Origin of the sequence: Halocatena salina (assembly GCF_023115355.1) — an archaeon.
GTDB classification, from domain to species: Archaea; Halobacteriota; Halobacteria; order Halobacteriales; family Haloarculaceae; genus Halocatena; species Halocatena salina.
Window position 1 is genome coordinate 85,924 of sequence record NZ_CP096023.1, and the last position, 22,175, is coordinate 108,098.

Annotated in this window: 22 protein-coding genes and 3 pseudogenes; 10 read left to right on the forward strand and 15 right to left on the reverse strand. The window is 55.1% G+C overall.

Annotation, left to right across the window (positions count from 1 at the left end):
• Positions 1-203: 203 nt before the first annotated feature.
• Complete coding sequence (locus MW046_RS18975; RefSeq protein WP_247996005.1) at positions 204-584, reverse strand: hypothetical protein; 381 nt, start codon at positions 582-584, stop codon at positions 204-206.
• Positions 585-592: 8 nt separating this feature from the next.
• Entirely contained in the window at positions 593-1,525 is a 933-nt protein-coding gene (locus MW046_RS18980) for a DMT family transporter (protein WP_247995891.1), read from the reverse strand.
• A gap of 165 nt (positions 1,526-1,690) precedes the next feature.
• On the opposite strand from MW046_RS18980, the gene MW046_RS18985 reads away from it, so the two are divergent.
• A complete protein-coding gene (locus tag MW046_RS18985; protein ID WP_247995892.1) occupies positions 1,691-2,401 on the forward strand; it encodes a helix-turn-helix domain-containing protein in 711 nt (236 codons plus the stop codon).
• Positions 2,402-2,533: 132 nt separating this feature from the next.
• Here the strand turns inward: MW046_RS18985 and MW046_RS18990 are convergent, their stop codons facing one another.
• The 3 genes from MW046_RS18990 to MW046_RS19000 all read right to left on the reverse strand — a co-directional run bounded on the left by MW046_RS18990 (position 2,534) and on the right by MW046_RS19000 (position 5,605).
• A complete protein-coding gene (locus MW046_RS18990; protein WP_247995893.1) occupies positions 2,534-3,814 on the reverse strand; it encodes a metal-dependent hydrolase family protein in 1,281 nt (426 codons plus the stop codon).
• Between the two features lie 676 nt (positions 3,815-4,490).
• A complete protein-coding gene (locus MW046_RS18995; RefSeq protein ID WP_247995894.1) occupies positions 4,491-5,039 on the reverse strand; it encodes a PIN domain-containing protein in 549 nt (182 codons plus the stop codon).
• Complete coding sequence (locus MW046_RS19000; RefSeq protein WP_247995895.1) at positions 5,039-5,605, reverse strand: DUF7437 domain-containing protein; 567 nt, start codon at positions 5,603-5,605, stop codon at positions 5,039-5,041. The genes MW046_RS18995 and MW046_RS19000 overlap by 1 nt, the downstream gene beginning before the upstream one ends.
• A 361-nt stretch (positions 5,606-5,966) precedes the next feature.
• Here MW046_RS19000 and MW046_RS19005 point away from each other — a divergent pair, with 361 nt between their 5' ends.
• From MW046_RS19005 to MW046_RS19020, 4 genes and pseudogenes are all read left to right on the forward strand, one after another.
• Positions 5,967-6,401, forward strand: a complete 435-nt coding sequence (locus MW046_RS19005) for a DUF7437 domain-containing protein (RefSeq protein WP_247995896.1) — start codon at positions 5,967-5,969, stop codon at positions 6,399-6,401.
• Positions 6,402-7,251: 850 nt separating this feature from the next.
• Entirely contained in the window at positions 7,252-8,541 is a 1,290-nt protein-coding gene (locus MW046_RS19010; RefSeq protein ID WP_368411454.1) for an FAD-dependent oxidoreductase, read from the forward strand.
• Between the two features lie 357 nt (positions 8,542-8,898).
• A complete protein-coding gene (locus MW046_RS19015) occupies positions 8,899-9,078 on the forward strand; it encodes a hypothetical protein (protein WP_247995897.1) in 180 nt (59 codons plus the stop codon).
• A gap of 362 nt (positions 9,079-9,440) precedes the next feature.
• Positions 9,441-10,438 (forward strand): annotated as a pseudogene (locus MW046_RS19020) (zinc-binding dehydrogenase).
• A 263-nt stretch (positions 10,439-10,701) separates the two neighbouring features.
• Here MW046_RS19020 and pip read toward each other — a convergent pair.
• From pip to MW046_RS19030, 3 genes and pseudogenes are all read right to left on the reverse strand, one after another.
• Positions 10,702-11,657 (reverse strand): annotated as a pseudogene (pip, locus tag MW046_RS19025) (prolyl aminopeptidase).
• A gap of 247 nt (positions 11,658-11,904) precedes the next feature.
• A complete protein-coding gene (locus tag MW046_RS19685; protein ID WP_368411455.1) occupies positions 11,905-12,081 on the reverse strand; it encodes a helix-turn-helix domain-containing protein in 177 nt (58 codons plus the stop codon).
• A 94-nt stretch (positions 12,082-12,175) separates the two neighbouring features.
• Positions 12,176-12,460, reverse strand: a complete 285-nt coding sequence (locus MW046_RS19030) for a hypothetical protein (RefSeq protein WP_247995898.1) — start codon at positions 12,458-12,460, stop codon at positions 12,176-12,178.
• A 372-nt stretch (positions 12,461-12,832) separates the two neighbouring features.
• On the opposite strand from MW046_RS19030, the pseudogene MW046_RS19035 reads away from it, so the two are divergent.
• Positions 12,833-13,291 (forward strand): annotated as a pseudogene (locus tag MW046_RS19035) (recombinase family protein); the annotation flags it as partial.
• Here the strand turns inward: MW046_RS19035 and MW046_RS19040 are convergent.
• Positions 13,186-13,641, reverse strand: coding sequence for a DUF7539 family protein (locus MW046_RS19040; protein WP_247995899.1), 456 nt, complete (start codon positions 13,639-13,641; stop codon positions 13,186-13,188). The pseudogene MW046_RS19035 and the gene MW046_RS19040 overlap by 106 nt on opposite strands.
• Positions 13,642-13,822: 181 nt before the next feature.
• Positions 13,823-13,969, reverse strand: a complete 147-nt coding sequence (locus tag MW046_RS19045) for a rubrerythrin-like domain-containing protein (RefSeq protein WP_247995900.1) — start codon at positions 13,967-13,969, stop codon at positions 13,823-13,825.
• 232 nt (positions 13,970-14,201) lie between these two features.
• On the opposite strand from MW046_RS19045, the gene MW046_RS19050 reads away from it, so the two are divergent.
• Positions 14,202-14,396 carry a cold-shock protein gene (locus tag MW046_RS19050; protein ID WP_247995901.1) on the forward strand — a complete coding sequence of 65 codons (195 nt, stop codon included), beginning with the start codon at positions 14,202-14,204 and terminating at the stop codon, positions 14,394-14,396.
• Positions 14,397-14,507: 111 nt separating this feature from the next.
• Here the strand turns inward: MW046_RS19050 and MW046_RS19055 are convergent, their stop codons facing one another.
• The 4 genes from MW046_RS19055 to MW046_RS19070 form a co-directional block, all read right to left on the reverse strand.
• The gene (locus tag MW046_RS19055) at positions 14,508-16,316 is read right to left on the reverse strand and encodes an SLC13 family permease (RefSeq protein WP_247996010.1); all 1,809 of its coding nucleotides are present in this window, start codon (positions 16,314-16,316) and stop codon (positions 14,508-14,510) included.
• 418 nt (positions 16,317-16,734) lie between these two features.
• A complete protein-coding gene (locus MW046_RS19060) occupies positions 16,735-17,475 on the reverse strand; it encodes a GNAT family N-acetyltransferase (RefSeq protein ID WP_247995902.1) in 741 nt (246 codons plus the stop codon).
• A gap of 226 nt (positions 17,476-17,701) precedes the next feature.
• A complete protein-coding gene (locus MW046_RS19065) occupies positions 17,702-17,887 on the reverse strand; it encodes a hypothetical protein (RefSeq protein WP_247995903.1) in 186 nt (61 codons plus the stop codon).
• A gap of 225 nt (positions 17,888-18,112) precedes the next feature.
• On the reverse strand, positions 18,113-18,307 hold the full coding sequence (locus MW046_RS19070) for a cold-shock protein (protein ID WP_247995904.1): 195 nt from the start codon (positions 18,305-18,307) through the stop codon (positions 18,113-18,115).
• A 591-nt stretch (positions 18,308-18,898) separates the two neighbouring features.
• Here MW046_RS19070 and MW046_RS19075 point away from each other — a divergent pair.
• The 3 genes from MW046_RS19075 to MW046_RS19085 all read left to right on the forward strand — a co-directional run bounded on the left by MW046_RS19075 (position 18,899) and on the right by MW046_RS19085 (position 21,239).
• Positions 18,899-19,303, forward strand: coding sequence for a CBS domain-containing protein (locus MW046_RS19075; protein WP_247996011.1), 405 nt, complete (start codon positions 18,899-18,901; stop codon positions 19,301-19,303).
• A gap of 161 nt (positions 19,304-19,464) precedes the next feature.
• Positions 19,465-19,695 carry a hypothetical protein gene (locus MW046_RS19080; RefSeq protein ID WP_247995905.1) on the forward strand — a complete coding sequence of 77 codons (231 nt, stop codon included), beginning with the start codon at positions 19,465-19,467 and terminating at the stop codon, positions 19,693-19,695.
• Between the two features lie 812 nt (positions 19,696-20,507).
• Positions 20,508-21,239 carry a hypothetical protein gene (locus MW046_RS19085; protein WP_247995906.1) on the forward strand — a complete coding sequence of 244 codons (732 nt, stop codon included), beginning with the start codon at positions 20,508-20,510 and terminating at the stop codon, positions 21,237-21,239.
• Between the two features lie 353 nt (positions 21,240-21,592).
• Here the strand turns inward: MW046_RS19085 and MW046_RS19090 are convergent, their stop codons facing one another.
• Positions 21,593-22,081 (reverse strand): hypothetical protein, encoded by a 489-nt coding sequence (locus MW046_RS19090; protein ID WP_247995907.1) that lies wholly within the window; start codon positions 22,079-22,081, stop codon positions 21,593-21,595.
• Positions 22,082-22,175 lie beyond the last annotated feature (94 nt).

A 22,175-nucleotide genomic window follows, 5' to 3' on the forward strand; every position in this document is an offset into this window, starting at 1 on the left:
TCGCGAAATTTCCAATCGAGCGATCACTCGTGTAATGTGATCGTGGAGATCGCACAGATTATCAGCTTGTTCAACGAGAGCATCTACCGCTGTCGTGTGGTTTATTGCCGACATAGTTGAATAATGATATTTTATTAATGGGTTTGGCAATAAGAACTCATATCCAGGGCGCCGATTTCTGTTATCATGTGCGACGTGTGAAGTCAGTCATCTCGTAGTAGTGCGGTCATTTCAGTACCAAGGATGAACGCACCGCCAAGGATGATCAATGCAACAGAGACGCGAAGTCCAGCAGTCGCGATCGCGTAGAGGCCCGGAAACACCAGGAATACGCCGAATGCAATCCGATAGTAAGGATATCTCCACACGGCATTGATCGGCTCGATTATGAGAAGGCCAGTCGCACCGAGCACAACTAGGATCGTCGGAATATGCCGAGGATGACGTATAAGGATAAATGCAATGAGTATTCCAATCCAGAACCCGCTCCAAGCGAGACTGAGGACGCTTATCTCGTATCCGCCGATTGTCTTCACTAGAGACCCGTTCTTAGTGGTTACTTTCGTGTCATTCGTATTATTCATGTATTATTTTAGTCTCCATCGACTGATTTGGGGGCGAATTGCTGTCGGAATTCCTGATGAATCTCCTCTTTTTTGAGGAGTAAGAATCCGCCCACGATCGCCAGATATCCTCCGACGGTAAAGAGACTAATCCGCTCGTCGAGGAGCAACCAGCCGAAAAACGCCCCAAACGCAGCTGATACGTACGTTATGAAGCTCATCTCGAATGCGCCGACTCGGTCGAGAAGATCAAAATAAATGAAATAGGCGACCGCACTCGCCACCACTCCCAAATACCCAATTAGCACGACCGACGAGAGCGTCCACTCGACGGCAATGAAGCTCGTCGGGGACCGAACCATTGCAGTACCATGCAGCAGAATCGCGCCGACGATCATTGCCCACGCTTCCATCGTCTCGACCGGTTGTTCGGCGGTGAATCTCTCCGTGAGGACGCTTCCGAAGGCGAAGCTTGCCGCGGCAACCAGGAGCAGGAACTGCCCGAGAAGGTCGCTGGTAAGGAGGTTCGACGGATCCGGGCGTGAGATGAGCAAAATCCCCGCGAACCCGAGTACAATGCCACCGCTATCGACCAGCGTGATGCGTCCGCTCGGGAGGAGTGTACGTGAGAATACCGCTGTGAGAATTGGCATTGTAGCGACGACGATCCCAGCTATCGCACTTGGAACCGTTGTCTCTCCTATGAATAATAGTGCATTGTAAATAGCGATGATGAAGACCGCTCCGATACCGACAGTAAGCCAGTCAGCACGGGTTCGCGGTCGCCAGTAGTCCTTACGGTGCACCACGTACGCGAGCATGACGAGTGCCCCGATCTCGTACCGAAACGCGGCGAACAGAACCGGTGGCAGTTCATTAAGTCCGATCCTGATAGCTGGATATGTTCCGCCCCAAATAACTCCTAACAAAACGAAGAGAGTCAGGTTTCGGTATCGTACCATACGCTATCGGGGGATCGGGAGGGGGGTAGAAACATGACCTGCTATAGCAGGAATCACCTCCTTCGATGAACATCAATAGGAAGGCACAATGTGAGGGGCCAGCGGAGTCATGCTAAAATATAGCAACGCAGTTCCACTTTTACCTGTTCGCTACTGAGGGAACGTATGGACGCAATCAGTTCGGACGATGCCCTTCGTCTCACGTTCGACGTGTGGCATCCAGGCTGCTGGGTGCTGGAGGTGACCGAACAAATCGATGTCGGATTCCTCGGCTATGGCGTCTACACGCGCGATGATGGCCAGGCGACAACGCACTTTACCACGTATGCTGATACGCAGGCGACGATCGAGGAAGCACTCGATCTGGTTCGAGCACACTCGTCGGTACATTCGGTTTCAGAGATGACGCAACAGTATCGACAGCAAGATTTCCCTGCCCCAGGGAACGCAAGGCGCGAGTTGCTCGTAGAACACGATGGGACGACCCAAATCAGCGAGGCGTTCACCTCTCGAGGATTCGTTTACGCTGAACCCGGCGACATACACGGTGAGAGTGAACGGTGGACGGTGTTCTCAACCGACGATCGATCGATGATTCGAGCACAGCTTGACGACATTCGAGACCAAGAAGGGGCAGAGATAGCTATCCAGTCGATTTCTCGTGCGGACCGGACGGTACCGGGCGATTCTCTCCCGATCGATCAGCTGACCCACCGACAGCGGGAGGTCTTCCAGTTGGCGCGCAAGCGAGGATATTACCGCCAGCCGAAGGAGACATCCGCGGGCGAGCTCGCCACCGAACTGGAAATCACGACCTCGACGTTTCACGAACATTTACACAACGCTGAGGAGAAGCTCCTTGACCTCTCATACTGAAGTCAGGCAGGTTGATCTCTCATACGACTAGTCTCGAAATCTATATCGAGTGTCTAAATTTCGTAGGTGGATATGCATGACGAACCCACCTACCCGACTTCTGTTGATAAGGAAGAGAGGAACCAGATTGTGTTATTGCTCCTCTCGATACGACGGTGCGGATGCCTCCCCTGGGTGTCCCCCCTTGTAGACAGTGTTCGTTTCGCGAAGTGCACTGATGTCCGACAGAGGATCGATGTCGATTGCTACGAAATCAGCGTGATTACCGGGTTTGATCCCCCCTACACGGGCATCAGGAATCGTACGGGCTGCGACGCTTGTTGCGGCCTTGACAACGTCCATTTCGGTCATACCGATTTCCTCAACGAATAATTCAGCCTCAAGCAAATTTTCCTTCCCGTAAGGCGTGAATTCGTTACCGAGGAAGTCCGTCGCAAGGGCGATTGGCACGCCGGCCTCATACGCCGATTGAGTGGACTCAATGTGCGCTTCCCAGGCTTCGCGAGCCTTTCGGAGCCCGTACTCCGGCATGCCATGGTCTGATCCCTCAGTAACAATCTGGTGCATCACCGAGAGTGTCGGCACGAACGTAGCGTCGGTCTCCAACATCATCTCAATTGCCTTGTCATCCAAATAGAACCCGTGTTCGATTGTGTCGACCCCGTTGCGCAGGGCGGATTTAACTCCTTCACTCCCTTGGGCATGGGAGGCGACATCAATACCGACACGATGAGCCTCTTCGGTGATTGCTGCGATCTCATCGTCCGTATACTGCTGTTGTTGAGGATGATCCTTTTCCGATATTACTCCACCGGTCGTCGCGATCTTCAAGAGGTCGACGCCTTCTCTGATGTTTCGACGTGCCGCCTTCCGACATTCGGCGGGACCATCCGCAAGAATTCGATCGCTGAACCAGTTCGAACGGGTATGCGGACTCTGGTCGATATCAAGCCATTCGATAGGAAGGAAATGGGCGTCTATGTGACCACCGGTCTGGTTGATAGGCGGCCCGCTTGAGAAGACGCGTGGACCGGGGATATCACCTGTATTGATTGCTGCTTTGAGTCCAAGAGCCGTTCCACTGCCAACATCACGGACAGTGGTGAAGCCTGCGTCGAGGAGTTTTCGGCAGTCGGCAGTTGCACGAGCAGCGCTTTCAACCCTTCCAGTTGTCAGTGCCTGAAACGGATTCATCGACTGCTTGCCGGTGAGATGCACATGCGCGTCGATCAAGCCGGGGATAACGATTTCATTGGAGTGGTCGATTTGCTCTGCGTTATCCGGTACGGAGACCGACTCTTGAGGGCCAATCTCTTCAATGATTCCGTCCTTGACGAGAACAACTGCGTCTCGTATCGGTTCATTAGCTATCCCATCGATGAGCGTACCGCAGTCGAAAGATTTCATACTCATCCTTACCTTTACTATCGACCACCATGTTAAGTACGCTCATCTACCTGCACCGGATTACTCCGTAGACTCTGAGGGCAGGCAGATGAACTCCTCATGCACGACAAACGATGAAACCAACCATACTGGATTAAATTTCGCAGAGCTCTGAACATGACAAATCAATCCAGCCGACACTAGAATCAGTGAAATGATGGTTTGTAGAAATCCATACTCCGAACCTCTAGTGCTTGCAACTGGCCCTTTCTATACAGTGGTATGCAGTTTATTCCTGTAGAGCATATTCCGACCGATACAGCGGTTTGTTGTGTTGTCGAAGCAGGACAACCGACTATACCAACTCTTAAGTATCTAGACTGTTTTGTGCTACGTACCGAAAATGACCCGCATCTCTGCCATCCCACAGGCAGCGAGCGCCCTTCTTCGACGAGTTCCGAAGACATCTCACCCACTTTCAGTGTTTCTGTAGGCCAATGACATTCCAGTGCATCACGAACGATCTTGAGCAGTTCTATTGGACGGAAATTGCCCCAGCGATGGAGGGCCAATAGCCGCGACCCGAGTTTCAGCAAGCTACCCTGCCGGGATCCGGCTAGAAGGATTCGAGATGCATCACATATGGAGTACCTATTGCGAATGGAAAAAGCAGTACTGGGGCCCCATAGAGATCTGATTGATACTAATTTTTCTCCTCGAATCCACTATTGAGGAGGCCTTCCAGAAATCCTCTCCCTTCGATGACAGCCGTCTCATTCCCAACATCCATCGCACAGAGCACATCGTCGATCGCTTGTTCGGCGATCGTGTCGCTCACTAACACAGTGACGTGGCTCGTCTGCTCGGTCGCGTACTGATAGGCTAAGCCTGTGAGAACGGTGTCTGTTTTCTCGATCTCGTCTTCTGTGACGTCCTCGGCAGAGAGGTTCAGCATTCGCTTTCGCGTTCGATCGATAACCTCCGACACACGTGGATTCGAAAAATCGATGGTAGCCCGTTTGAGCCACCCTGCATCCTGTGCAGCACGGAGCCGATCACGCTGATATGTGTATGTCTCCGGACTCTCGCCGAGCTCTTCAGCCACGTGCGTTGGAATCCGGACGGAAATGTCCCGCTGCGTTACAACCCGCTCGAAGGCCTGGTATTTATCCGTAGACGGACCGCCCATGGCGATGAGCACACTACTATCGAGGATGACGATACTGTCACTCGGCAGCTCCTGTCCTACCATTACTCGTCAAGCTCCAAAATGGGATCGTCTGCCGTGGCTGCCTCAACCACGTCCTGGAGGGCCGTGATCACGGTGATGCCCTCGATCGCGTGGACCCCGAGCTTGTTCGCGGCCGTCCGCTGGGTAAGGTCACCGTCTTTCACCCGACGGGTGTAGTGCAGAGCCGCAGCGAGTTTGGCGATTCCCTGGCGCTCGACGAACACACGGATATCCTCCGTCTCGAGTTGGCGGGCGACGGCGTCGACGAGCGCGGGCGTTACGAGTACCTCACCCTGAGGGGTGTCAAGCGTGAGGTGAATCGAATCAACACCCACTGTTGTGGGTGTTTCCTCCTCGTGACGGGTCAAGATATCCATCTCCTCGAGTTTGCCGACGTATTTGTACGTGGTCGAGTGGGGGAGATCAAGATCCGCTTTGATCGTCTCAATGCCAACCGGTCCGTTTCGGAGAGTGTAGATGTACAGCTGTGCCAGCTTGGGCGTGTTCAGCAGCTCGGCGTAGGTAAGGAGGTCTGCGATTGGTCCTTCGGGATTGGTAGTATTTGGCCGTCGATCGTCAACTGACATCACAATCTATGTTCTATGTATAGCATACTAACTCTTTCGCCAGAAGAAAGATGATTATTTTGTTTAATATATAAATAAACTAATACTAGATAATTGGATTATTTTATACTACGTGCCGGGCATGGATCGCATCAACCATCCCACAGACAGCACACCGCCTTCTATGTCCAGATCCGGCATATTCCACGCTTATATCCAGCATTGGACTTAGTCACCAATAGTAGTTGATCGACCAATCCATCATAACTGCCGAAATGTTTTGGACCATAGTTCGCGTACTATGGACTATGTCTGATGCTCAGACTCCTACCGACCCACCGGATGCAGACACCGCAGCCCCCGGTTCTTTGTCGTCCAGGAATTGCTAGACACGCCAGCGCTGGCACGGATTTATACGGATGTATTAGTCAACTCTCCGACGACGATCACTGCTGTCCGTGACCGCCAAGATATCTCTAAGAGTACCGCCTACAAGTACGCTAACACGCTGGCTGAGCTCGGTGTCACGGAAGAACTCGATGGGCACAAAGACAGGTCATCCCTCTGGCGTGCTGAACCTGTCAGTGGTATCTGGACCGATGAAACCTCCATCAAACTTGGGCCTGTTATCGTCGCTGTCTTTGGTGCGACCAGCGTCGATGATGATCTTGCACTCTTCATGGAGCGCCACGGGAAGGCGGCGCTCGCACCCGCAATCACAGCAATGATCGACTATCTCAACGGGGAGACCACGCGGCGCGGCGTCGCTGCTGCTCTCGGGGTACCTGCCGTGAAGGTATCGCCGTCTCGCAGGTAATCGAGCGGATCATCGGCCTGATCCGAACGCTCAGTGTAGTACTGACCTCGTTGCTCACGATCGTGTCCTCCCGTTCTCTCCCAAAAGAAGCTGCCGTGCTGCGGTTGGGGGTGAATCTGAGTCGGTCATGTTCGCTTGGTAGCGGGATACAGACAGCTTACGTATAGTTATTGTGTGTATACAGACCGTCACAGTCTGTATATCCAACGGTTGATACCAAAAGAATATGCACCCAATGAATAAATTGTATGCCACTATAGCAAATTCCATTCCCGGCCACCCCTACTTCGGAGGATGGATTTCTGTAAATGGATCTCTCACTAGAACTAGCCTGGAATTTGTAGTGTGGTGCCAATAGAGGGTCGCATTCGGCATGCTACTCGATTTTCCACACTCGGTTCACTCCAGAGTACTCGCATAGGCATTGGTACTCCTGCCACGAGGTCAATATCCCGCTTTCGCCCAGGTCGCAGTACCACTCGATCTCGGTGTCCTGTTCGGAGCCTGCGTACGTCTCACGGATCGCACGCATCTATCGGTTTGTGTTTTGGTTACCAGTGTTCCCGAAGCGCCGCATTCGGGGAGGGTGGAGCACTGCTTCGGGTCCGATCTACTAAGAGGATCCAGAGACGATCGTATAGCCGCCCGGTAGACGGCCAGAGGCGTATCGCTCGAGAGCAACGTGAACGATGATCCTGCTAATGAAAGACGATGTTCGGACTGCTCACGAAGCCTCGACACCGACATTGTGCTCGACGAGCACATGATGTGTGGTAGTCACTGTCGATGGCGCTTCACGGGCGTCGTAGAATCGGCAACGAAGTGATACAGCCACCGCCGAAGACCGGTTATGGGACTGGAGACCGACGTACTGGTCATCGGCGGTGGAGCAACCGGGACCGGCGTCGCCCGCGATCTCGCAATGCGCGGACTCGATACGACTCTCGTCGAAGAGGGGGCGCTTTCGAGCGGCCCGTGGTGCCGCTCGCACTGTCTGCTTCACAGCGGGGCGCGCTACGTGCCCGACGATCCCGCTGGTGCCGAGGCGTGTGTCCGGGAGAACCGAATCCTAAAGGAGATAGCCGGAGATTGCGTTGCCGACACCGGTGGATTGTTCGTCCAGCTCGCAGCCGACAGCGGAGCGTACTTCGAGGAGAAAGTCGAAGCGTGCCGCGAACACGGCATCGAGACCGAGGTGCTCTCGAGCGAGACAGTCCGGGAAACGGTCCCGGTACTCGCTCCGGATGCAGAGCGCGCTGTCCGGGTTCCCGACGGTGTGATCTATCCCTCGCGGCTCACGGCGGCTACCGCTGCGAGCGCCCGTGAACACGGTGCGGAAATCGTTACTCGAGCACCCATCACCGATCTCCGCACCACGGATGGCCGAGTCACGGGAGGAATCATCAGCCCCGAAGACGGCAGTACGGAGACGATCGACGCTGCTCACGTCGTCAATGCGACCGGCGCGTGGGCCGGGAAAGTCGCCGGGTTGGCTGGCGTTGACATCGATATGCGCCCAAGCCGGGGTGTGATGGTTGTGGTAGAGTACGATGGACTCGATACGGTGTTGAACCGCTGTCGGCCCCCGGCGGACGGTGACATCATCGTTCCACACGACGAGCGGGTGATCCTCGGCACAACCAGCGAGGGGGTCACCGACCCGGACGACTACCCGAAGGCGGACTGGGAGGTCGATCTCGTGTTCGAAGAGTGCGCAACCATGCTTCCGGATATCGACTCGGTCCAGATACTGCGAACCTACTGGGGTGTCAGACCGCTCTACGGCCCATCGGCAGAAACGGACGACGAGCGCGCCATCTCACGGGGGCTCACGCTGCTCGATCACGCAGAACGAGACGATACTGCCGGGTTCACCAGCATCGTCGGCGGGAAGCTCACGACTCACCGACGGATGGCTGAGATCGTTGCCGATCACGTCTGTGATCGACTCGGCGTCACCACCGATTGTCGCACGGCCACGGAACCCTTGCCCGGGAGCGACGATCCGTCCGTGCTCGACGGGTTCGTCCGGGAGTTTGGGGCCACAGCCCGTCCGATGCGGACGTTATCGACACCTGAACGAACCACACTCACGACGGGGAACCGTGATTCAGGAAGCACTGCACTAGGTCGCTGCTGATGATCCGGACGCCGGCGCGGGACGCTCGGTCTCGCACTCGACCCCGCACCACGCTTGAGACGGCGGTACTGAGCGTGGCGAGGGGACCGACCCGGTAGGCCGGATTCGGACGGTCGGCCGTCGCTGCCCACAGGATCACGTCGGTTACCCGATCCGGGCTATCGATCCCCGGCCTCCCTTCTCGATCGTGTCGACGGTGCCCAGCGCGCGATAGAGATCAGCGTCTGCCCCCATGTGGTCGATGGCGTCGATCCGAAAGCACGCGGTCGTAGAAGTCGGTAGCGACGACGCCGGGCTCGATCACCACCGTGTCGACCCCGAACTGCGAGACCTCCTGGCGGAGCGCGTCGGTCGCCAGTGCAGGGCGGAGGTACCGCTCGTCCAGCTGGCGATGGACCCGCCGAACCGGGAGTCGAAGGCCCAGAGGAGAGGCTGGTGCTCCTCGTAGATGAGTTTCGGCCCCGACGCCTCGCTCTTGTCAGGAACGACCGACAACACGGCGAGCGCTGCCTCGCGGGCATCCCGGTCGGACGCTGAGGGGACGCTATTACAACCGGCAACGACCGATCAAGCGCTCGACGAACGAACTCCTGCGGAGGTCGTATGGACAGTGCCTCGTCACGCATGTCATATTATTTTGATATTAGACATAACATTCGGAGGTCACCGACTACGCCGCATCGCTACCCAACGTTACGTAAACGTTCGGGAGTGGAGTTGCACCGTCATGCGGTTGCGTAATCCCATGTTGGTATCCGCTCCGGCCTACTCGCTCCCGCCGGTCGCTCCGTGCGGCCGGGGGCTCCACCTTGAATCATGCTGGGACCTTCAACACGGGTATTCATCGTTCGCCGACAACGTTGCATATGTCCAGACTGGCGGCCAAACTATGGCCCAGCATGCCGGCAGAAACGACCGCTCACGTGATCGAAGAGTACGGCGATCCGGACGTTTTCACACGAACGACTGTCGAAATACCCGCTCTTGAAGCGAACGAGATCCGTATTAACGTTACTGCCTCCAGTGTAAATCCCGTCGACTACAAGATCCGTCAGGGACGCCTATCCGGCTTTACCCCCGACTTTCCTGCGATCCTTCACTGTGACGTCTCGGGTGTCGTCGACGCCGTCGGGGAGAACGTAGACCAGTTCGATGTAGGCAACGAGGTATATGGGATGCCCGGCGGAGCGGGCCACCAAGGCGCGCTCGCGGACTCCGTGGTCGGCCATGCCGGCACGTTCGCTCATGCCCCGAGTCACTTCCGCTCGAACACGCCGCCGCGCTGCCGGTCGTTGCACTCACAGCATGGGAGATGCTTGCCGACAAGACAACGGTCAACATCGGCGACGGGGTGCTTGTCTACGGAGCGAGCGGTGGCGTGGGCCATATCGGGGTGCAACTTGCGGACTGATTCGGCGCGGACGTGACTGCAACAGCCTCTTCGGAGGAAAAGAGAGAGCTCGCTGCGAGCCTCGGGGCCGACGCCATCGTCGACTACACTACAACGGACGTGGAGACATACGTCGACGAACACGCCAGCGGCGACGGATTCGATGTCGTGTTCGATCCCATCGGCGACGATCACCTTGAAACGGCCTTCGATGCGGTCCGCTCGTACGGTACTGTGGTGACCACTGAGTCAAGCTCGACGCAGGATCTCTCCCCCATGCACGCCAACTCGCTTTCACTTGGGGTCGTGCTCGTCATTCTTCCCGTGCTCCTCGGCGAGCGGCAAGAACGTATCGGCGCGGAACTCGCGGATATCGCTGCACTCGTCGATGATGGAGTCGTCGAACCGCACATCGATGAACGTTTCAGCTTTGAGGAGGTTGCCGACGCACATCGTCTAGCAGAAGACGGGGACTTCCGTGGGAAACTCCTTCTCATAAATGATTGATGGTTAATTGCTCTTTCGAGTCCGCGCTGTGGATGGGGCAGGCTGTCATAGCATCAGTACCGATCCTTGATATATTAAGAATCCCACCTAGTGGCTCCAGACACGTTCTATCCTATTGGGAGCACGACCGTTGCTGTTTTTGAGTCGCTGGGTCGGAAAACGATCTAGGCCTGTATCAGTGGCCATACGAGTAGTGACGGACAGTACAGAACTCGTTAGAAGGACTTACTGTTCAGTTTCAAGCCCGCCGGACCCGCTATCGACTACTGCCGGGCGAATGTATCGAGCGCGCTGCGCTTGCGCTCGGTCATCGTGTCGCTTCCGGTGTGACCCGAGTCATCGATAATGATTAGTTCCGCATCGGGCCAAGCGCGGTCAAGCTCCCACGCAGTATCGAGCGGGGCGGCCAGGTCAAGGCGACCGTGAATGAGAACACCTGGGATACCGGCTAGGCGGTCGGCATTGCGTAGCAGTTCGCCCTCTTCCAGCCATGCACCGTTCGAAAAGTAGTGTGAGGCGATACGAACGAGCGATAGTTTCTCATCCAGTGAACGACCGGTGTAGACGTTCGCCGTCCCGTTCGGCTCCTGAGAGATGATGGTGTCCTCCCATACACACCACTCCTTCGCAGCTCGGGTCCGTACCTCTGGGTCGGGATCGTTCATGAGGCGTACGTAGGCGGCAACGATGTCATCGTTATCCGCATCAGGTACGCCGGATCGAAACCGATCCCACTCTTCTGGGAAGAATCGAGACATGCCCCGGTAGAGCCAGTCAATCTCCGATTGTCGAGTGGTGGTGACACCGAAGATCACGATTTCCGATACCCGGTCTGGGAATCGCTCGGCGTAGGCAAGGAGTAGCGTGGACCCCCACGAAGCGCCGGACAGCAACCAGCGTTCGATGTCGAGGTGCTCGCGTAGCTGTTCCATATCGGCGAGCAGATGGTTCGTGGTGTTACAGTCCATGTACGTGTCGGGATCGCTCGCGGGTGGTGTGCTGCGCCCGCATCCTCGCTGGTCGAAGAGAATTATCTGATATCGGTCTGGATCGAAGTCTTAACGGTGGCGTGGTGTGCATCCCGATCCGGACCACCGTGAACGACGAGGGCAGGCTTGCCGTCCGGATTGCCACAGACCTCCCAATACACACGGTTTCCGTCGCCGACATCGAGCATTCCCTGGTCGTATGGTTCTATCGGTGGGTAGAGTTCAGCCATGTCATAGATTCGTCAAGGTGGCAAGATTAAAACATATCGGTCGTGATGTTGTGACTCTGGTTACGATGGGTGCCGCGAACTCGTCCTGCTGTGTACCGTTCACACCATCAAGCAGGCTTTGATACCGAAATCCGCTTCCCGATGTCGATTCATCGTAACTGGCTGAGTGAAGACGGTATGAACACCTCACCCAAGTCGGAGCCACTGGGCCGATTCACTCTCCTATCTGTTTATGCAGCCGAGTCCTTCATAAACTCCCTGATAATCCGGCCTTCGGCGCGGTGAAGAATCCCGCTCGCAGCAGATTTGTTGACGTCGAACGCTCCTGCAAACTCGGTGAGCGTACAACCGCGGGACTGTCGTAGTAGCCGCGCTCGATTGCTTCGGTGACGAACTGCCGTTGGCGCTCCGTGAGCAGTTCCACCGGATCGGGAGATTGCGTCAGCGACAGGATTTCACACGGAATGTCGGCTGTCGCTAGCTGTCGGTGAACTGTGACAAGCGCTCGTGTGAGGCCGTCAGTTCGGTGTGGAGCCCCCGTCCCGCATGAGCGCGGGAAATCGCGGAAAGTTTCCCGACGCCCGAAGCGCGTCGTACGACTCCGGTTTCGGGATTATGTACTGAATCAACACAGTCTCCTCATCAGTATGTACGGCCTCGGACGAGCGCACCTCCGGAGCGTCGTCGAAGTGACGGACGATGATGGCTGTGTCCGGCGTCTCGATATCTGCGGTCCCGAGCAAACCATCGCCGGTGAGACGACTCGCCAGCAGATGAACTCTGTCGACAGATCGGCCAGCCAATCGTCGCTGGCCGCAGCGTCGAACTTCAGTTGTACGCGAGGTATCTCACGCCATCGTCTCGATAGCTGAAACTAGGTAGGTCAATTCGTCATGTGCGGTCCCCTGTGAAATTTGAGTTGTGGATATATATTCAGCATATGATATGCATGAGAAAACCAGCTGCCTGACTTCAGGTTCTTGCGTCCAAACAAGGCCCACTAGGTCTCACGATGATAGACTGCTGCCCAGAGTGAGATTACGTCACGTCCCTTCTATCATCGGCTATCATGTGCGTTTCTGCCATGGCGAGAATATTGTCGGGTTTCGACAGCCGATCAGGATCTTTCTCGTCAGCGTCAACTCACTAGCGAATACGCCACCGATCGCCTCGGAGTGGAGCCAGCCGAGATCGAGGACGGGGAGATCTCACAGGTGATCGCGTCAGAGGTGTCTCGGATCTCTCGGTCGGTGCGGGATTTCTCTGCGACCGTTGAGCGCATCGTCGACGAGCACAGCGTTGGGCTGCACATCCTCGACATGGGAATTGCACTTGATCCCAATGACTCCGAGCCATACACACGCGCGTTCTTGACGGTTGCAGCGACGTTTACCGAACTGGAAGCGGAGATCAAACGGGAGAACGTACGTGAAGGGATCGCTGCGGCGCAGGAGCAGGGACAATGGCACGGACGGCCTCCGTTTGGGTTCGATGTTGGATCCGAAGGGTATCTCACACCGAACGACGACTACGAGAAGGCTGTTGTCGTGCTCGATGAACTCGATAAAGGCGCGAACAAGCGCGAATTAGCGCGCTCACTCGGTATTTCGCGCTCGACGGTGCGGACGATCGCGGAGAACCGCGAGCGATACACAGCCCAGTGAAGTACCTCGGGGACAAGCCCCAAGGCACCCTCCTTGGTTATCTGCGGATGATACACACAGACGATTCCAACCGAACTGTCCGAACGTGTGGTCCCAGCGGTGTGGATTCCGTACTGATCGGTCCCCCAGACACCGTCGCCGCCCTGTCGCTCCAGTTCGGAGTTGAGCGCATCGAGGAGGTATACCTCTTCAGGGGAGAGAATCGGATCGTTGCCTTCGAACAGTTCAGCGTACGCCTCTATCCGGGCACTTTTCGTCCATTGGTCCAACTGGGAGCGTGCCCGGACGACGAGCTGTCGTTCGTCTGGGAATCCGGCCATGCATCAAAGAGGACGGCTGGGTCAATCAATGAACGTCCGACGCCTACGGGGGTGGGCATGATGGCGGTGGTCCTGAAATGAGTGAGAAAACGTCCGTTCGTATTCGTTATTGTCGATGTCCGTACTGGGGGGTCCGGCAGCATGGACTCTTTCCCAAGAACGTGGTCGTCGACGAATCTTCTTAGTCGTCGTGCGGAACGCTACTATTTACCAACCGGCCCCCACATTGGGGACAGCTGATCGTGTCCTCGGAGTCTTCGATACCGTTCCCACAGTCACGACACACGTATAGCGTTGGCTCGGAAACGGATTTGCTATTGACTGGCATGGAATACCTAGATAGCCCGAGTGGTGATAATACCTGTGACTCGGTTACTCTGTCCCCATGCTGGCGAAAACATACTGTGATATCCAAATGGTCTGGTGTTTAGGAACCAATTCGACGGAACGCACAGTACTCAGCTCCGAACGAGTTCGTCCGTCCCTCATCCGTTTGACATTGTAGGGGTATCGCGATCCTCGGAAGGGCATTCTGTGACTGGGGACTACGTATGTTTGTAATGGCAAAGGATACGGTTGATTTCTTCAAGCACTCTGCCGGCTACGGTTTCATTTCCACCGAGGATGCGGACGCCGAGGTGTTCTTCCACATGGAAGACGTTGGCGGCGCTGACCTCGAAGAGGAACCGGATATCGAGTTCGACATCGAACAAGCCCCGAAGGGCCCGCGCGCAATGAACGTCGTCCACGTCTAAGACACCGACTGTCACCGCGCGGTGACGACCGGTTCAACCCAGTTTTTCGCGGAGCTTTTTCCTGAGCGGTAACAACGTCTCGAAGACAATCTCGTGGCGGGTGGGCTCGAATCACACACGGACGCCCCAGAAGAACGCGATTCCGATGACCGTAACGACCGACAGCAGCAACTGTAACGGCGCGCCGACGCGGAGGAAGTCTGAAAACGTGTATCCACCGGGCCCGTAAACGAAGAGATTCGTCTGGTAGCCCACGGGTGTCATGAAGGCGGTTGAGGCTGCGAATGTCACGGCCAACACGAACGCGAACGCGTTCGCTCCGATTGACTGCGCAGTGCTGGCAGCGACGGGAATCATCAATACGACGCTCGCGTTGTTGCTGATGACGCTCGTCAACAGGCCGGTCGCGAGATAGAACACCCACAGGACGCCGATCGCTGGCAGGAATGTTGCCGTCGAGGCGACGGCGTTCCCGAGAAGCGCAGCAGCTCCCGTCTGCTGCAGGGCAATTCCCAGTGGGATAACACCTGCTAGGAGGAAGATTACGTTCCACTCGACTGACGAATAGAGTTCGGTCGGTTTGAGGACGCCGGTAAAGACCATCGCCACCACCCCCGCTAACGCCGAGACGACGAGCGGAAGGATGTTTAACGCTGGCAGTGAGACGACGCCGGCAATGATACCAACCGCGAACGGGATCTTCTCGGTCCGATAGGTCACCTCGTCGAACTCGTGTGCAACGATGAAGTCCTCGTTCTCGACGAGTCGAGTGAGGCTATCGGGCGGTGCCTGCACGAGGAGTGTGTCACCGACACGAATACGGATGTCTTCGAATCGATCCTGGACTACGTCACCACGGGTTCGAAAGGCGAGGACGTTCGCGTCGTAGCGGTGACGGAACGTCGAACTCGCGAGGGTTTCGCCGACGAGGAATGACCCTGACGGAATGACAACCTCGACGAGGACTGGTTCCTCCTCGTCCGGGTGGAGGCCGTCTTCGGTTCGGGGACCTCCCGCTAGCGTGAGTCCTTCCACATCTATGATGTGTTCGAGCGTCTCTCGGTGCGTTCTGAGTCGGAGCGTGTCATTCTCGCGAATCTCCTTGCGCGCCAGCAGGTTGGAGAAGCGCTCCCCGTCTCGAAGCAGCTGTAACACGTCGATGTCGAGGTCATCATCACCGAACGCTTCCTCGACAGGCTGCCCGATCAACGACGAATTCGCAGGGACGACGACGTCTGCGAGGTACTCCTGGAGGGCATACTCCTCGACGAGGTCCTCGTCGGCTGAAACTCGCTCGGGAAGTAATCGAACGCCGATCGTCATGAGATAGATGGCGCCGACCGCGAAGACAACGACCCCGAGCTTGGTGAACTCGAACATTCCGAATGCGTGCAACCCGAGACCGGGGGACTCTGCACCGAGTTGGGCTGCGATATCGCTCGCGAGAATGTTCGTCGATGTCCCGATGAGCGTCAGCGTTCCTCCAAGCATCGAGGCGAACGACAGCGGGATGAGCAGCTTCGACGGTGAAGTCTTGCCGTTATGTGCGAGATCGTTGATAACTGGGACCAGAATAGCGACGACCGGTGTATTGTTGATGGCCCCTGAGACCGGCCCGGTGATTCCGATCGTCGCGGCAAGTTGCTTGCGCCGGTCGGTACCGGCGAACGCGGCCATCCTCTGGCCGATCAGCTGGACGATGCCGGTTCGGTTGATTCCCGTGCTCAGAATGAGCATGGCCAGCACAGTAATCGTGGCCGGGTTGGCAAATCCCGAGATTCCCTCCTGCGGAGAAATTTGTGTCCATGGCTCGAGAACCATCAACAAAACCATCACCAGGATGGCGGTGACGTCAATCGGGAACCATTCGGTCACAAACAAAACGAGCGTGAGAAGAATGATGGCGAAAACGACGAGCATCCCAATAGTCATTGGAGTCGACGCCAGGCCCTGAACTGCCAGAGATGTTGAAGAGAAGGACATACCGAAAAGAGACGCTAACAAGACAAAAGGACTGGTATCCACACCAACTGATTGACTGAGCGTTACAACCCGTGGAAGGATGGGTGATTAATTATGTAACAATAATAGGAATCAATACCACCCACCAGAGACGTGTTATTGGCCAGGCGACTCGGACAGATTCGGCTCCTCTCGGCTCTTTTTGTTGTCGGCCATCACCAGAGATAGGAGAGCGGCCGGGATAGCACCGGAGGCGTTCGTCGGTCACCTTACCGTGCCTCAGACGGTTATAGCGCATTCATTCGTCTTCGACATGGGAGATGCGACGCCTGACGACGAATCATCACATGACAGCCTGGCTTGTTCTCGTGATAGGTTACAGGTACGCCGCGTCCCAGCGAGTCGCCTTGCGTAGATTTCCACACTGATTGCACTTGATGTGTCCCATCGAATCCATGGCGTTGTCCGTTGTATCACAGTTCGAGCAGTACCAGCCGTAGAGCTGCGTTCGGTCTTGCTCCAGATACGATGGGTGGAACGGCCCGGACGATCCCCGAGAACTCTCCTCGAAGTCAACGTATATCTGCTCACCATCGGTCGCGGTTCGTGGTGCTAATTCGCCGAGTTCAGTTCCTTCCTCACCGTAGACGTTCTCGACGTGGACGTTGCCAGCGATCGTGATCGTCCGGTCGTAGAGTTTCTCGAAGCCGTGAGTCGTATAGAAGTGGTTGCCCTCATCGTTCTCAGCCAGAACCAATCCCGTGATGCGCTCGGTGCCACGCTCTGTGAGCAGTTCTCGTGTCGCATCGAAGAGTTCCGTGGCGATGTGTCGTCCACGGTGCTCGGGAGCGACGTGTAGCCACAGGATCCGTCCTTTGTCGACCGTTTCGACAATGTGGCTCTGAGAAAAGCCGACGACATCGTCCTCGTCGGCCGCGACAAGAAACACCATCTCGTCACTAGCGAGGTATTCGTCGAACGCGTCTGCTGCATACCACTCCTCAATAGCCGTCTCGATTGTCTCATCACCAAGGACACCATACGACGCCGCTAACGACTCGCGAGCTATTCGCCGCACCGAATCGATCTCTGTTGCATCAAGCGGTCGAATCTCCATACACATCTGTGGTCGTGAAACCGCATAAACACCCGCCTTCAGCCAGTGTGAGCTCATTTCGATGTGATCGCGCAATCGGAGCGTCGGGGCACAGTGTTGGTCGCGATGTCGAGTACAGTGCGCAACGCTGCACAATGGGGTGCTCCGGACTCGTTTGTACGGCTCTCTCAGTGGCTGAATCGAATCGTGGCGACCGAGCACTTAGAATGGTATCACGGATGAGGTACTACTCTCTCTCAAATAAGGTGTGTGGATCCGTCATTTTCACTGTGTAGACTCGGTCTCGGGGAAGATAGGTGTACTCATCATCACCGTGATGAATCTGCCAGTGGTCTTCACGATAGTTCAGATCCTCATCATCAACGTCTTCTGAGACAGTGTCATCCGGCCCCTGATAGACAATCGTTGCCATGAAATAGTGTTGGGGAGCCTCGTGCATAACGTATGGGTGAACGCTTCTCGATGGAACACTCACGCCCTCCTGTAGGACAGGGGTGACCGTCAGCAGGCTGCAGTGGGGATTCTAGGCTCCTGTTCCCCAATATGCACATACATCCAGGGCGTGGATGTCGCTCGGGGAAAGCGTATAAGAAAAATGAACTACAACGCTCATCACCGTCCGGTGGCTGTTAGTGTCTCAGGCGCGGACGATGTTCGTCGCGCGGGGGCCCTTGGGGGCCTGTTCGATATCAAATTCGATGTCCGTTCCCTCGACGAGATCCGCGCCGCCAATATCCTCCATGTGAAAGAAGACATCCTCGTCCGCATCCTCAGTGGAAATGAACCCGTAACCGCCAGTATCGTTGAAGAAATCAACTGATCCGTTTGCCATTGCGACTAGAGCCAGTGCCCATAGATGGATAGGCGTTCCGAGAGGACCGATGTCATGGCTCTTCATGTGAGGACGCTGCGCCGTGGGGGTTCCGAGACGTACGACAGCCCACGATCGGCACATCTAATACTGCTTTTCGAGCATCAAAAACGGTCGCCGATCACTCACGTACGATACTTTGCTACATCTCAACCGGGACGCACTGACGTTCGTTGCTCGCCTTCCGCGCCATTACAGAAGAGCGATCTGGACCATCACTCGCGCGTGCTCTTCTGGGTTATCGTCTCTGAGGTACATTCCGGACATTGTTTAGGAGGCTCACTGAAGCGCGCCCCACAGTTGTCGCACTGATAAACTACATGCTCTTCGGCCGCGGTCTTCGCTGTCTTTGTGAATTGTTCGACCTGGCGGCCAAGTTTTCTGAATAGTCCCATTTCTATGTCGAAAAAGTGCGCCAGCGGGATAAGGATTCGGCAGCCTGCTAGCAAGAAATCATACCGATAAGCGTGACGAATTAAAGGAGACGAACCGATGGAGAGAACTGAGACATTCGGTAGCAACTCGTATCTCTGGAGATACATTATCATTTAAATAGACGATGTTTTCATCGGGAATCCCATGTCTTCTCCGATGCACACCGTCGGTGTCGACACATTGCTACGGAACGCTGGGGGACTGATGCTCGAACACGGTATCGGCTCGGTGATCGTCATTGACGACAACAATCGTCTCGAAGGAATCCTCACGGCCACTGATTTCATCCGCGCCGTCGCAGAGGGCGACAGTGACCCGGACACGACTGTTGCCGCATCCATGAGTACGACCATCACGACGACCACTGCGAACGAGTCCATTCGGACCATAGCGGACATGGTGCTTGAGAATAGCTTCCATCATATCCCGGTCGTTGACGAGACTGACGGCGTGATCGGTGTCATCACCACAACTGACCTGACGGCGTATCTCTCGCACAGACAGGACCCGAGCCCGTCCTAGTTAACGAGCGGGCCATCAACATATCCCCCTGCGATTCGCTCGTGACGCCGTCTGTGGGCGTCGGGGGGGTGTGACGTGGCCCGCATACGGGTCAAGAATAGATGCTTCATGGTCGGTCGGTACGGAGACTATCGTTTTTCCCTCACTACCACCTCCTCTCTGTGCCCGCTCTAGCAGGACAGGGTGCGGCCCCGACCGCGGTGACGGCAGATATGTTCGTCCTCTCCCGCATCAATCTCTTCGTGGACAACAGCCCGAATATGCTCCTCTCAGGGTTCGATCGGATCGAGTGCCGTGTCGACCCGCTCATCGTCGGCGTCGGTGTTGTTGTCGCTGTGAGTGTGGCCGTGGGGTTAGTAGTCGTCACCGTTGCCGGTGGAGTGGCCGTCTGAGTCGGACTGGGTGTCGTCGTCTCGGTGTTAGTCGGAGCGACAGCGTCGTCCGATCCTGCACAGCCAGTTAATGGAACAATAATCACAAGCACCACGACCGCGAGCGTCCGTTTCTGAAGCATTGTCTCAGCCCTCAAAACAGCCAATAATAAGCCTTCTGGCAGGTCCCCCCGTACCTATGAGTTACTCAGCATATTTCGCTCTCCTTACCGAACGCCTGATTGGCTTCAGGGACGGTTGGGCTGATGATAATCGATAGCAACTCCAATACGTCCTTAAAAAACTTCAGCGGATAGAGAGCGAGAGGTCGGTTGGCAGTCATCGTGGGGATGGAATTCGGATATAGACGGTGTCCTCCTAACCTCACATCTCTCGTTTTCTGAGTAACTGCATATGGATACTACTATAATAATCGGCAGATATAAAAAAGCAGTATCTTACTCCAGAGTAGAGGCAAAAACGGATGGAACAATTCGAAATTGGCTCAATCAGCTGAATCTTAAGGGATCCTGACTGTTGGCGAAAAGAACATGGGACCGAGAGGAGGGAGTTATTGTGTCTATCAATTTGGATCCACCCTGAACTAATTCAAAACGTACTTGAAAATCACGAACAAGTGAAGATGTAGCAATAAGCTACTAGAGAACGTGGTCGTCTCAATCAAAAGGAACGGAAATCCGTGTTGCCCTAGGTCTCAAAACCGACCAGCGTTTGAACGTTGGTCGGTGCCGTAACCAAGCGGCAGTAAAACAAATACCATCAATAGCAAAAAAAGTACTGGTTTATATAACATATGTTATGTCAGGTGGATAGTGGACGATAACACCCTGTTCGTCCATGGTAAGACCGTTTGCACCATGACGCTTGTCGATAATAGTATGTATCCTGCCACACAATATGGGTGTATGCAAGAGGAGCAGCGACAATTATTTGGGCAGTATATATCCCATCATCAGGAATATGGAGGTGATATCGGAGAACCATTGCAGATGGCCCTTGTCTTGGGCGGTGAGAAGCCAGCGACAATGTTCGATCCGCCCGAAGAGATGTTTTCCCGATATCCCGATCTGAGTCCCTCCAAATTGGTTAAAAAATGGGGACTTTATTATCGTCGATCGTCAATCAATTCCACATTGATGGTTTCGCCGTCATATTTTTGGTTTGATCTACTTCCAGCAGTCGAACTTGGTACCGAGATAGGTGCTCGGTGTCGAGGGCTGTTCTTTGGTTATCCATTTGACGCTATCAACCATTTTCTTCACGCCGAGGGAGCAATTCTACCGGGACGAAAGTACATCGTCCAAGGGGAATTTTCCGCTGAAGAACTCGCGTATAGCGTGTTTACGTTCTATCGTCCAGAAGATTCCAAAACAGGCTATGAACGAGCGATCAATATTGGGAAAAAAAGGTATAATCGCCTTCACGAACTTGCCCATGAATGGGAATTGTCAAATTTAGCTGAGATGACGGATCGCCTCTACAGTGATTTTACCATACGATATTCTGAGGAGAGCGTTCCAGCAAACAACCCCAGTAATGATTGACGTCCTATTTGGTGTTCATTAGCAGAAATATTTATCAATTACACTTCCTAATATTTCATTGACCCCGAGAAGGGAGAAAAATGAGAATCCCTTGATGTTTTCCAACATCGGGTCGCCGTAACCAAGCATGGCAAACGTAGAGCGAGGGGACGAATGTCCCGTAGAAGACTGTAACGGACGAATAATCAAATCAGGTCCCTATCTTGACTGCATCAAGTGCAGCTGGGGAAAAAGACTCTGACGAACACGGATTGAGATGAAGTAGCGGGGATTATCCCCCACGACGACTGGCCTCCGTGGCTGGTATGACGAGATCGAAGGACCGTGAAGAACGAGTCGGCGACGACTCAATTTTACGCAAACGCAAAGCCTGACTGATTAGTGACCGTCTCTTGGAAGAGCTCTTCGGCATACTGTCCTAATCGAGGCATGTTCCACAAATCAGCGTATTCGAGTACCGTTTCGTAGTTCTCTTTGCCGATTTGGATAGCCCGCTTTCGTCCCTCGTCTGTGTCTGCGTGCAGTTGCGGAGCAAATGTAGTATAGGCCGTCTCCCGAGGGGACATGTGATCGTTGCTTTCTTCTTGGACCTCCAGTGGCGCAATATGCTCTCCTTGAACGAACGCCTCGATATCCGGCTGTGGATAGCCGAGGAAGCACCCCAATCGTCGATGGTACCAAGCGGTGTCTTCGCAGGTTGTTGGTAGAAATTCAAGTCGCCACGTAGTACGAGCAACGAAAATCGAGTCGCTATCTGATTCGAGATAGTACAAACCAAATACTTCAGCGATCTCTTCTTTGGTAATCTCGAGCGTTGGACCCCATGATGATTGTAACGTCATCAAAACGATCCCCGGTCGGTTTCTCGCTACGAGGAGCACAAGCCATATCGGATCATAGCGATTGATCTCTGTCGCTTCTTGGTGATCCAGATAC

What these genes read in the sequence shown, in the direction of transcription:
- MW046_RS19040 (WP_247995899.1), bottom strand. Translation starts at nt 13,641, where the DNA reads ATGGCCGGATTCCCAGACGAACGACAGCTCGTCGTCCGGGCACGCTCC.
- MW046_RS19010 (WP_368411454.1), top strand. Translation starts at nt 7,252, where the DNA reads ATGGGACTGGAGACCGACGTACTGGTCATCGGCGGTGGAGCAACCGGG.
- MW046_RS19050 (WP_247995901.1), top strand. Translation starts at nt 14,202, where the DNA reads ATGGCAAAGGATACGGTTGATTTCTTCAAGCACTCTGCCGGCTACGGT.
- MW046_RS19060 (WP_247995902.1), bottom strand. Translation starts at nt 17,475, where the DNA reads ATGGAGATTCGACCGCTTGATGCAACAGAGATCGATTCGGTGCGGCGA.
- MW046_RS19055 (WP_247996010.1), bottom strand. Translation starts at nt 16,316, where the DNA reads ATGCTCGTCGTTTTCGCCATCATTCTTCTCACGCTCGTTTTGTTTGTG.
- MW046_RS18980 (WP_247995891.1), bottom strand. Translation starts at nt 1,525, where the DNA reads ATGGTACGATACCGAAACCTGACTCTCTTCGTTTTGTTAGGAGTTATT.
- MW046_RS19090 (WP_247995907.1), bottom strand. Translation starts at nt 22,081, where the DNA reads ATGACGTTACAATCATCATGGGGTCCAACGCTCGAGATTACCAAAGAA.
- MW046_RS19045 (WP_247995900.1), bottom strand. Translation starts at nt 13,969, where the DNA reads ATGCCAGTCAATAGCAAATCCGTTTCCGAGCCAACGCTATACGTGTGT.
- MW046_RS18975 (WP_247996005.1), bottom strand. Translation starts at nt 584, where the DNA reads ATGAATAATACGAATGACACGAAAGTAACCACTAAGAACGGGTCTCTA.
- MW046_RS18990 (WP_247995893.1), bottom strand. Translation starts at nt 3,814, where the DNA reads ATGAGTATGAAATCTTTCGACTGCGGTACGCTCATCGATGGGATAGCT.
- MW046_RS19065 (WP_247995903.1), bottom strand. Translation starts at nt 17,887, where the DNA reads ATGGCAACGATTGTCTATCAGGGGCCGGATGACACTGTCTCAGAAGAC.
- MW046_RS18995 (WP_247995894.1), bottom strand. Translation starts at nt 5,039, where the DNA reads ATGGTAGGACAGGAGCTGCCGAGTGACAGTATCGTCATCCTCGATAGT.
- MW046_RS19000 (WP_247995895.1), bottom strand. Translation starts at nt 5,605, where the DNA reads ATGTCAGTTGACGATCGACGGCCAAATACTACCAATCCCGAAGGACCA.
- MW046_RS19070 (WP_247995904.1), bottom strand. Translation starts at nt 18,307, where the DNA reads ATGGCAAACGGATCAGTTGATTTCTTCAACGATACTGGCGGTTACGGG.
- MW046_RS18985 (WP_247995892.1), top strand. Translation starts at nt 1,691, where the DNA reads ATGGACGCAATCAGTTCGGACGATGCCCTTCGTCTCACGTTCGACGTG.